Source organism: Chloroflexota bacterium (assembly GCA_023475225.1).
Lineage (GTDB): Bacteria > Chloroflexota > UBA6077 > FW602-bin22 > JAMCVK01 > JAMCVK01.
In genome coordinates, this window is sequence record JAMCVK010000028.1 from 128,892 (window position 1) to 139,037 (window position 10,146).

The window sequence follows — 10,146 nt, forward strand, 5'->3', positions numbered from 1 at the left end:
ACCGGTGATCCTCCACCAGTATATGCAGAATGCCCCCTAGAGACCTCCACCTGAGGGAACCCATCAGGCTGGTTGTTCCCTGGTGGGACGCTAGGCTGAATCTCTGACATAGGGAAGGCAGCTGGCGGCTGGGGCACGGGCCCGCCCTACCCCAAAGAGAGCAAGTAGTGTTACGACATAGGGTAGCATCACTACCAGCTGGTAGGGCAACTCCAAGCCGAAGGCTTGAATCCGCAGCTGGAAAGCGTCTGCCGCACCGAAAAGGAGACAAGCCAGGAATGCGCCGAGGGGATTCCATTTGCCAAAGATTATGGCCGAAAAGGCGATGAAGCCACGCCCGGCCGTTATATTTTCCATAAAGGTGTTTAAGAAACCAATGGTCATCACAGCACCACCGACGCCTGCTAGCATCCCACTGAAAATCACGCAGAGGTAACGAATCAGGAACACATTCACCCCGACGGTGTCAGCGGCACGAGGATGCTCTCCCACTGCCCTAATCTTCAATCCCCATGTGGTATGGAACATAGTGAAATGGACGAGAGGGACCAGCAGAAAGGCAATATATACTAGTGGAATGTGATCGAACAGCACAGTTCCCAAGAAGGGTATCTCACTTAAGAGCGGGACTGGCATCGGGATGAAGGCTGGCACTCTGATCTGCGCCGTGGTAATGCCAAAATAGGCCCGAAAGACGACGCCAGTTAAGCCGAGCATAAGGATATTGATGGCTACCCCAGAAACGACTTGATCAGCCCGGAAGGTGATGGTGATGACGGCGTGCAACAGGGCCGTTATCCCACCAGCGATCAGGGCATAGAGAACACCCATCCAGGGATCGCCCGTCTGATGGGAACCGATAACAGCCGCCAGGGCACCAGCCAACATCATCCCCTCAAGCCCAATGTTGAGCACGCCGGAGCGCTCGGAGAAAACACCACCCATAGCAGCAAAAAGCAACGGTGTGGTCAGCCGGATGCTGGCGTAGACGAGATCACTCGAGAACAGGCTCAGCAATGTCTCCAGCACGTGCTATCTCCTTCCGTTCAAGAATCCTCGGCGCAAATTGAATGGCCGTTCCAGCAATCATAAAGAGTACGGCCAGGGCTTGAATGATGTACACAACTACGACAGGTAACTGTACCGCAGTCTGCATAGCGTTGGCCCCAGTGCGCAAAGCGCCGAAGAAGAGCGCCGCCAACAGGGTACCGAAGGGATGCAGACGCCCAAGCAAGGCGACGGCGATGGCGTCGTAACCATAGCCCGGGGAGAAACCGTCCAGAAGGCGATACTGTACACCCAGTAGCTCGCCCCCACCGGCCAGGCCAGCCAGTGCCCCACTTAGCCCCATCGTGATAACCATCGTTTTGGCCACGTTGATGCCAGCATACTGCGCAGCAGAGGCATTGGCCCCCACCATGCGGATCTGGTAACCTAAGGTAGTTCTCCAAAGCACGATATAGACGAATACAGCGCAAAGCAGGGCAAGGAGGATACCAGCGTGGAGACGTGTGCCTGGAAAGATGATGGGCAAGCGGGCACTCTCAGCGACCAGGGCTGATTGCGGGTTCCAGCCCGGTTCCTTCAGCGGACCATGCACAGCATAGCTAGCCAACCAGATAGCGATATAATTCATCAGAATGGTGACGATAACCTCGTTGAACCCCCTGGTAGCCTTCAAATAGCCTGGTATCGCTCCCCATAATAACCCTCCAAGAAGGGAGGCGATGATTGCCAGGGGTAGATGGATAATCGCTGGCAGTCCAAGGAGATTTGTCCCGACCCAGGTGGCGAAAATAGCGGCCATGTATAGCTGCCCCTCTGCGCCGATATTGAAGACGCCACCTCGAAAGGAAAGGGTGATAGCCAGTCCAGCAAGCATCAAGGGGATGGATCTGATTATACTGGTGGTGATCTGACCAAGGTTGCCAAAAGCCCCTTCTAAGAGCGCCTGGTAGGCCACGATGGGGTTGACACCAACGAGTTGGATGACGATGGCCCCGGCAATAAAAGAGGCAACCACTGCTAGAAGAGGCATCGAAGCATTAAATATGCCTTGAAGGCTGTATCTGTCCCCCAGCTGACTCCAAAAAGAGGCTCGAGTCAAAGCCTTTCCCACTAAGATCCCCTCTACTTTCGCTAGAAAAAGGTTACCTGCAGCCGCCGTAGCGGCTGCAGGTAACCAGATGCTCTACTTGAATTCGGTCTTCAACTCGATCTTGCCCGCGGCCAGATCCTTCTCCAGCTGCTTGGCCTCGTCCTGGATCTCCTTGGGAATCATCGGACCCATGGGACCGAGAGCAGACACGCCGTCGGCTATCCCAACCTTGTAATTCTTGCCTCCCAGCTTGCCCTCCTGCGCCCAGGTGCAGGACTTGAGGACTATCGCCTCCACACTCTGGATAGCACTGGTCAAGACGTGCTTAGGAGCCAAGTGGGTCTGATCCTTGGTCCAACCCATGGCATAGATGTTCTTCTCCTTCGCCGCATCAATCGCTCCGATGTTAGCCGCATCGCCATTGGCTAGAATCACATCTACACCAGTGGCAATCTGAGCTAGGGCGGCCTCCTTCGCCTTACCGATGTCCTCCCAGCTGCCCGTATAGGCCGTGACCACCGTGGCCTTGGGGTTGTACTTCTTCACCGCAATTTTGAAGTTCTCAAAATCGGCCGCGATGGTCGGGATCTCCATCGCCCCTACCTCTCCAATCTTATTGGTCTTGGTCATCTTGGCCGCAATGAAGCCCATGAGATAGCCCATCTCACCAGCTTTGAAGAGGAAGGAACTAAGGTTCTTCCCATTGCTCTCGCCTCCGCCGATCTGCACAAACTCAACCTTCGGGAAATCCTTGGCCACCGCCTTCAAAGAATCGGCATACTCGAAACCGTGTCCGAAGATCACATTGAAGCCTCGGTTGGCGTAGCTGCGAATAATCTGTTCCTGATCAGCTTGCTTTGTATTCTCGGTATTAGCTACTTCTGCCCCGAGCTTCTTCTTGACTTCCTGTAGTCCCTCGTAGGCCGACTGGTTCCAGCCACCATCATTGATCGGGCCCGAGGTGACCAGGGCCACTTTAAGCTTCATAGCCGTCGGAGTTGGCGTCGCCGCTACCTTCGCTGGGGTTGGCACTGTGGTGGGGGTTGCTGCGGCCGCTGCAACGGTAGCCGTCGGCTTAGCCACAGTTGGGGTCGGGGTCGGTGCTGCAGCCGGCGCGCCACAGGCTACCAGAAGTCCTAGAACGGCCAGCAGGGCTATCGACACCATCAAAGGCCCTCTAATTCTACCCATAGCTGTCGTTTCCTCCTTAGAACCGAATTTTGGTACGAAAACCAGGATATGCCGCGTTGAGTCTCACAGCGTGCTTCCTTTGGCAAACACCCCCTTTCACCTCAGATTGTGGGTGATATAACGCAGGACTAACCTACCGTCAGTGACCAATCCCCCAAAAATGCTTGACAGGAACCACCTTAATCTGATATTGTATGGCTAGAACTCATCTGAAGTCTGAAGAGTTATTAGGTTTAGATGATGGGAAAGGTATAACACAAAATTGGTATGTTGTCAAGCTCAAAACGGGATGTTGGCATAACTCAGGCGCACCACAACCTCTGGTAGGACAGCTAAGTGACCCGGCACAAAATAGTGTGGCTTAGCAGCGTTATGAAACACTCTCAAAAAGGGGGCCTGTAGAGATATGAACCTTAAAATAGGTGGTCCTCCGCTTTACTCGCGTGGTAAACGCGTTCTGACCGAATTCATAAGGGAGGGCGAGTCTCTAAAGGGCAGTAAGCTCCCCTCTGAACAATCCCTGGCCGAACAATTGGGGGTAGGACGCAGTACGATCAGGGAAGCCCTGGCCACCTTAGAGAAAGAGGGCATAGTGACCAAGAAGCATGGGTTGGGCAATTTTGTGCACTACAGCGCCCTGGAGGCCAAGATGCGCATCGATCTTATCCCCGGCTTTATTGCTCTTATCGAAGATGCTGGCTATGTGGCCACCTCCACCCAATCCAATCCTCACGTGGAGAGGACCATCGATCTGCAGATAGCCAGGTATCTTAACCTGACCCCCTCGGAAGACTCACCTCAAGAGGTCTTCGTTTTTGATCGAACCTATTTCGCCAATGGGGGCCCAGCTATCTTCAGTACGACATATATCCCCTGCCCCAATCTGCAAACCTTGCCAGCAATACCGTTCCAAGGAGGATTTATAGATTTTCTGGAAGAGCACTGTGGACAGGAAATCGCTCACGCTATAATCTGGTTCATACCGACGCTTGCTGACTCTCGCTTATCCGACATCCTCCAAATCGATCCAACCAATCCATTGATTGAATGGGAGGAGTTATATTACACCTTAGAGGATCGCCCCGTATGCTTCGTCAGGATATTCTTTAATCCACACTTTATGAAGCTTTGTATGCTCCGTAAAGTCTCGAAATTCAGGATGTGAGGAGGTTAAGGCGCGAGGGCTTGTTTCAACACGCTCCTACAAGATTCTAGGGCTTTGCCCCGGCTTCCATTTCCCCCCTATGGACAGGAGGGGGATCAGGACACTTTGGATTAAATCAACATATATAAGGAGGTGATTCGATGTCAGTGATGCGTATGACCCCAACGATCGTTACAAATGAAGACCTCATCCAGATGTTTCGGGATATGTGTCTCATCAGAAGCTTTGAGACCCATCTGGAGCAACACTTCAAGAAGGGCGAGATTCCCGGCTTCTTCCACTCCGGCGTAGGGCAAGAGGCTGTTCTGGCTGGCGTCGCTAGAGCCTTGACAAGTAGAGATTACTTCTTCCCTGACCACCGTGGGCACGGCATCATCATCCTGAAAAGCGAACCCCACAAAATAATGGCCGAAATCTTTGGTCGCAGCACGGGGGTATGCAAGGGGAAAGGCGGCAGTCTCCACATCGCCGATATAGCGGTGGGCAACCTGGGCAACAACGGTATTCAAGGTTCCATCTTAGCTACTTGCCTCGGGCCAGCCGTAGCCGCCCAGATACGCAAGACTGATCAAGTAACGGCCGTCTTCTTCGGCGATGGGACGATAGGACGGGGAGAGTTCCACGAGAGTCTGAACATGGCCTCAGTCTGGAAGCTACCCATCGTCTACCTCTGTGTCAATAATCTCTATGCTATCTCCACGCCGCTGCGAGAGGCTCATCCAGTAGAGGATCTGGTCGAGATGGTTGTGGGCTATAAGATCCAAACAAAAGTCGTTAACGGGAACGACATCGTGGCTGTATACCAGGCCACAAGTGAGGCCGTGGCCCACTGCCGGGACGGCAAAGGCCCCTACTTCTTGGAGTTTAAGACCTACCGCTGGCAAGGGCATTTCTCCGGCGATCCGGCCAGTTACAGACCAGCCGAAGAGCTAGAGTATTGGAAGGCACGTGATCCTATCAAGCGTCTGAGGGAGAAATGCATTGGGGAAGGGATAGCTACCGAAGCGCAATTGACCGAGATACAGCGCCGAGTTGACGAAGAAATAGAGGATATGATCCGCTTTGCCCAAGAGAGTCCCTTCCCTGCCCTTGAGGAGGCTACCACCGATATTTACGTGGGACGGAGGGTTGAAGGAAAATGAGAACCATCTCTTTCTTACAAGCTATCAATGAAGCACTTCGCCAGGAAATGGAGAGGGACGAGACGGTTTTCCTGCTGGGCGAAGATATCGCCAAAATGGGTGGTGACTTCGGGGCAACCAGGGGACTGTGGCAAAGATTCGGCTCAGAAAGGGTGAAGGATACGCCCCTCTCCGAGGCCGCCATTTTAGGAGTAGCTAATGGCGCGGCTTTCGTGGGCATGCGACCAGTAGCCGAGATCATGTTTGCTGACTTCATCACCGAATGCTATGATCAGATTGTGAATAACGCGACGAAGGCGCACCATATGTTTGGTGGACAAATTAAATGCCCTATCGTTATCAGAACCGCCTGTGGTGGTGGTTTTCACGCCGGGCCGCATCACTCACAGAGCATCGAGGGCTGGTTCATGAATGTCCCCGGGCTTACCATCGTCGCCCCCTCTACACCCTACGATGCCAAGGGGCTGCTCATTGCCTCTATCCGTGATGATAACCCCATCCTTTTCCTGGAGCATAAGATGCTCTATGGGAAGAAGGGTAAGGTACCCGAGGAACCCTATATCGTTCCCATAGGAGTGGCCAATATCAAGCGTGCAGGCAACGATGTCACCGTTATAGCCAGTATGAAGACTGTGCACGATTCTCTGGATGTCGCTTCCGAACTGGAAAAGGAGGGCATCAGCGTGGAGGTGCTCGACCTGCGGACCATCCTTCCCCTGGATAAGCCAACTATATTGAAATCTGTAGCCAAGACAGGGAGAGCAGTCATCGTCCATGAGGCATCCAAGACAGGTGGACCCGGTGCTGAGATATGCGCTCTCCTGGCCGAAGAAGGGTTTGGACACCTGAAGAAGCCGCCGAAACGGGTCGCCGCCTTAGATGCCCCCTTAGCCTTTGCCCCGGGACTGGAGGACTACATCTTGCCCAGTAAGGAAGATATACGTAAAGCTATCCTAGAGGTGATGCGGTCTTAAAATTCTCGCGGCGCCTATATCCCATCAGCAGGCAGGAATATAGTTCACGATCCCTACAAACGCATCAGCTGCAACGGAGGTAAGCAATGGCCGAAACGATCGTTATGCCCAAGCTAGGCCTGACTATGACCGAAGGCACCTTGGCGAAATGGGTGAAGAACGAGGGAGAAGCCATACAACAGGATGAGGTTATCGCCGAAGTGGAAACGGACAAGATCACCAGTGATATCGCTGCCCCCACGTCCGGAATTCTGACCAGGATACTCGTCCAACCAGGAGAAACGGTCCCGGTTGGCACACCTTTGGCTATCCTCGCTTCCCCAGGGGAGATCGCTGAGCCTAACGAAGGTTAGCCATCAGTTGAATGAGAAAGGACAGTCCTAGAGATGTCAAATCAGCCAGATACTGAGATCCCCCTGAATCGGATCAGACGGGTGATCGCCCGTGAGATGAAGCGCAGTCTCGAAACAGCCGCTCAGGTCACGATTACAACAGAAGCGGATATGAGCGCGGTAATGCGGTTACGAGATACAGAACTGTCCCAGAGATACCCTGAGATGAGGATATCCATTAACGATATCGTCATTTGCGCTGTCGCCCGCGCCTTAAGGCAGGTCCCCATCACAAACTCCACCTTCGCTGAGGATAAGATTATTATCCGTGGCGATATTAACATTGGCATCGCCGTAGCCACACCTGAGGGACTCATCGTCCCCGTCCTGAAAAATGCTGACCAGAAGAATATAGTCACCATATCCCAAGAGGCGAAAGAATTAGTGGAGAGAGCCAGAAAGGGAGGCTTGACCCTGGATGATATCAGCGGTGGAACATTCACTGTCACTAACCTGGGCATGTTTGGGATAGATTTCGGTACACCCATCCTGCGGCCACCGGAGAGCGGCATTCTGATGGTAGGTAGCATCCGTGAAAGGCCCGTCGTTATCGAGGGCGCAATCCAAATACGGTCCATGACTTACCTTAGCCTAACCCATGATCACCGCTGCTTCGATGGTAAGGACGGGGCAGATTTTCTTCAACAGATTAAAGATATCCTCACCCATCCTGAAACGCTGCTCTAAACCGGATTAAGAAGTGGAAAGCACCCCGCACCCGAACACTACTTCAGGAGTACTATCGTGTTAAGCATCAATAAAGAAGCGATGAGGATCGTCCGCAAGGTAATCGCCGAGGCTGACCAGCTGAATGTGAAGGTTTCATGCTCACCAATTGGAGCGACGATAATCGACATGGGTCTCAACTGTGATGGGGGTTGGCTGGCCGGCAAGTACTTTGTGGAAATCGGCCTCGGGGGAATGGGGCACGTCTCCTTCGGAAATTTTACCCTGGGAGAAGTTACCCTACCCTCCATTGATGTGTGGGTTGACAATCCAGTGATCGCCGCTGTTGTATCCCAGGCCGGATCCTGGAAACTGGGGGAAGGTGAGCTCGCCCCTATAGGCTCCGGTCCGGCCCGAGCCATCGCCAAGGCTGATCAATGGGCCAGGATAGGAACATATACTGATCATAACGATGAGGCCATAGTGCAGCTCCAGAGTGATAAGATGCCCGAGGAGAGCACCTTGCGGTTTGTTAGTGAGTCTTGCGGGATTGCCCCCGAGAACCTCTATGTGCTCATCGCCCCCACCGCCTCCCTCGTCGGTTCCATACAGGTTTCAGCCCGAACGGTTGAGCAGGTGATGATTAAGCTACAATACGCTGGCTTCGACGCTACTACTATCGTGCACGCCTTCGGTACTGCTCCAGTCGCTCCAGTAATACCCGACGAATTCCAGGCGATGGGCCGGGTAAATGATTGTCTCATCTACGGTGGCTCCACTATCATTTACACCCGAACATCAGATGAAGAGATAGAGAAGGTGATTGACCTAATTCCCTTCTCAGCCAGAGCAAAGGGACTATATGGGGTGCCCTTTGCGCAGATTTTCGATATGTTCCACCGTAATTGGTTTGAGGTAGATCCTTTACTGGACTCCCCCGCTAAAGTTACGATCAACAACCTGAACAGCGGCCGCACCTTCACAGCCGGGGAAATAAACTATGACGTCTTGCGCCGCTCACTCCTTCTCGTAGAGGATGGCTGATCGCCCACACTCCGGGATGTCCTCTAGATAAGTATCATTCTCCAGATTATAATCTAAAAGGACTGATGATGAGTATGGATGTAGACCTGTTAATCGCCCATGGGCTGATTGTCACCCAGAACAGGAATAGAGCTGTCATCCCCGATGGGGCTGTCGCCATTCAGGGGAATAAGATCGTCGCCGTTGGCTCAACGCCCTTGTTGAGCCAAGGATATAGAGCCAGAAAGGTAATCAAGGCGCAGGAGAAGGTGATCATCCCCGGATTGATCAATACCCATACGCACCTCTTTCAAACCTTCTTGAAGGGATTAGGGGATGGAATGCCTTTACTCTCCTGGATAAGGAATATCACTACCCCCAGTGCCCTGAATCTCACTGAACAAGACTGCTACCTGGCAGCGATGCTGGGCTGCATGGAGTCCATCAGAAGCGGCACCACCACCGTCCTGGATTTTATGTACTCCCTCCCCAACCCCTATCTCTACGATCAAATCATCCGTGCCTTCGAAGATAGTGGCATCCGTGGCATCCTGGCCAGAGGAATAACTGAAGTGGGCGAGGAGTACGGTCTACCGACGGGGATGCTTCAGCCGGCCGAAAGAGCGCTGCAGGACGTCGACCGCTTGCTCTCCTGCTATCAAGGGGCAGCGGATGGACGCATCGGTATTCAGATAGCCGTCGGTATCATCTGGGGCATGACTAAACCCGGGCTGGAAATGGTGCGTCAGTTTGCTGATGATAATGGGGTTAAGCTAACGATGCATCTGAACGAGACCCCCGTTGATAATGAGCATTCCCTGAAAAGCTTCGGACGCCACACCTTCCCCTTCCTGGCGGATATCGGCTTTCTCGGTCCAGACGTTCTGGCCGTCCACTGCGTCGATCTGAACGATTCCGACCTTTCAATCATCGCCGGCCACGAGGTGAAGGTCTCACATAACCCAGTCAGTAACATGTATCTTGGAGTAGGCATCGCTCCTCTTCTAGAGATGATCGCACAAGGCATCACCGTTGGGCTGGCCACCGATGGGGCAGCCAGCAACAATAGTCAAGATATGATCGAGGTGATGAAATGTGCTGCCCTGCTCCAAAGGGTAGCTGCTCATGATCCATCCGTACTCTCAGCCGAACAAATACTAAGATTGGCCACAGTAGGTGGGGCGAAGGCGACCGGTTTGGACGATCGAGTCGGCTCTCTAGAGGTGGGCAAAGAAGCAGACCTTGTGATAGTTGATCCCTATACCCCAAAGGCCATCCCTATCCTTGAAGCGCAGCCGACGCTGGTGTATTCGTTGGGTGAGGAGAATATAGATACGGTTATCGTCAACGGAAGAATCATCCTGGAAGATGGGCATTTTACAGCGCTAGACGAAGAGGATTTGTTGCAAAAAGCCCAGCAGGCAGCCGTTCAACTCTCTCTCAGAGCAGGCACCCGAAGGTTACAGACAGAGCCCATACCCAAGAGCTGGTAAGC

At 53.2% G+C, this 10,146-nt stretch carries 10 protein-coding genes; 7 read left to right on the top strand and 3 right to left on the bottom strand.

Translation table 11 applies throughout. The features are described 5' to 3' along the window. Nucleotides 1-90: 90 nt before the first annotated feature. From M1136_06995 to M1136_07005, 3 genes are all read right to left on the bottom strand, one after another. Nucleotides 91-1,026 (bottom strand): ABC transporter permease, encoded by a 936-nt coding sequence (locus M1136_06995; protein MCL5075380.1) that lies wholly within the window; start codon nt 1,024-1,026, stop codon nt 91-93. After that, on the bottom strand, nt 995-2,119 hold the full coding sequence (locus tag M1136_07000) for an ABC transporter permease (protein MCL5075381.1): 1,125 nt from the start codon (nt 2,117-2,119) through the stop codon (nt 995-997). Before M1136_07000 ends, M1136_06995 begins: the two co-directional genes overlap by 32 nt. A 72-nt stretch (nt 2,120-2,191) precedes the next feature. Next, on the bottom strand, nt 2,192-3,289 hold the full coding sequence (locus M1136_07005) for a BMP family protein (GenBank protein ID MCL5075382.1): 1,098 nt from the start codon (nt 3,287-3,289) through the stop codon (nt 2,192-2,194). Between the two features lie 406 nt (nt 3,290-3,695). Between M1136_07005 and M1136_07010 the strand changes: the two genes are divergently transcribed. From M1136_07010 to M1136_07040, 7 genes are all read left to right on the top strand, one after another. Beyond that, nucleotides 3,696-4,454 (top strand): GntR family transcriptional regulator, encoded by a 759-nt coding sequence (locus M1136_07010; GenBank protein ID MCL5075383.1) that lies wholly within the window; start codon nt 3,696-3,698, stop codon nt 4,452-4,454. 140 nt (nt 4,455-4,594) lie between these two features. Then, entirely contained in the window at nt 4,595-5,596 is a 1,002-nt protein-coding gene (locus M1136_07015) for a thiamine pyrophosphate-dependent dehydrogenase E1 component subunit alpha (protein ID MCL5075384.1), read from the top strand. Next, nucleotides 5,593-6,570 (top strand): alpha-ketoacid dehydrogenase subunit beta, encoded by a 978-nt coding sequence (locus tag M1136_07020; GenBank protein MCL5075385.1) that lies wholly within the window; start codon nt 5,593-5,595, stop codon nt 6,568-6,570. The genes M1136_07015 and M1136_07020 overlap by 4 nt, the downstream gene beginning before the upstream one ends. An 86-nt stretch (nt 6,571-6,656) precedes the next feature. Continuing rightward, nucleotides 6,657-6,923 carry a biotin attachment protein gene (locus M1136_07025; protein MCL5075386.1) on the top strand — a complete coding sequence of 89 codons (267 nt, stop codon included), beginning with the start codon at nt 6,657-6,659 and terminating at the stop codon, nt 6,921-6,923. A gap of 33 nt (nt 6,924-6,956) precedes the next feature. After that, entirely contained in the window at nt 6,957-7,649 is a 693-nt protein-coding gene (locus M1136_07030; GenBank protein MCL5075387.1) for a 2-oxo acid dehydrogenase subunit E2, read from the top strand. 57 nt (nt 7,650-7,706) lie between these two features. Beyond that, nucleotides 7,707-8,672, top strand: a complete 966-nt coding sequence (gene mch / locus M1136_07035; GenBank protein MCL5075388.1) for a methenyltetrahydromethanopterin cyclohydrolase — start codon at nt 7,707-7,709, stop codon at nt 8,670-8,672. A gap of 65 nt (nt 8,673-8,737) precedes the next feature. Then, on the top strand, nt 8,738-10,144 hold the full coding sequence (locus M1136_07040; protein ID MCL5075389.1) for an amidohydrolase: 1,407 nt from the start codon (nt 8,738-8,740) through the stop codon (nt 10,142-10,144). Nucleotides 10,145-10,146: the final 2 nt, after the last annotated feature.

What these genes read in the sequence shown, in the direction of transcription:
- M1136_07030 (MCL5075387.1), top strand. Translation starts at nt 6,957, where the DNA reads ATGTCAAATCAGCCAGATACTGAGATCCCCCTGAATCGGATCAGACGG.
- M1136_07015 (MCL5075384.1), top strand. Translation starts at nt 4,595, where the DNA reads ATGTCAGTGATGCGTATGACCCCAACGATCGTTACAAATGAAGACCTC.
- M1136_07025 (MCL5075386.1), top strand. Translation starts at nt 6,657, where the DNA reads ATGGCCGAAACGATCGTTATGCCCAAGCTAGGCCTGACTATGACCGAA.
- M1136_07005 (MCL5075382.1), bottom strand. Translation starts at nt 3,289, where the DNA reads ATGGGTAGAATTAGAGGGCCTTTGATGGTGTCGATAGCCCTGCTGGCC.
- M1136_07010 (MCL5075383.1), top strand. Translation starts at nt 3,696, where the DNA reads ATGAACCTTAAAATAGGTGGTCCTCCGCTTTACTCGCGTGGTAAACGC.
- M1136_07020 (MCL5075385.1), top strand. Translation starts at nt 5,593, where the DNA reads ATGAGAACCATCTCTTTCTTACAAGCTATCAATGAAGCACTTCGCCAG.
- M1136_07040 (MCL5075389.1), top strand. Translation starts at nt 8,738, where the DNA reads ATGATGAGTATGGATGTAGACCTGTTAATCGCCCATGGGCTGATTGTC.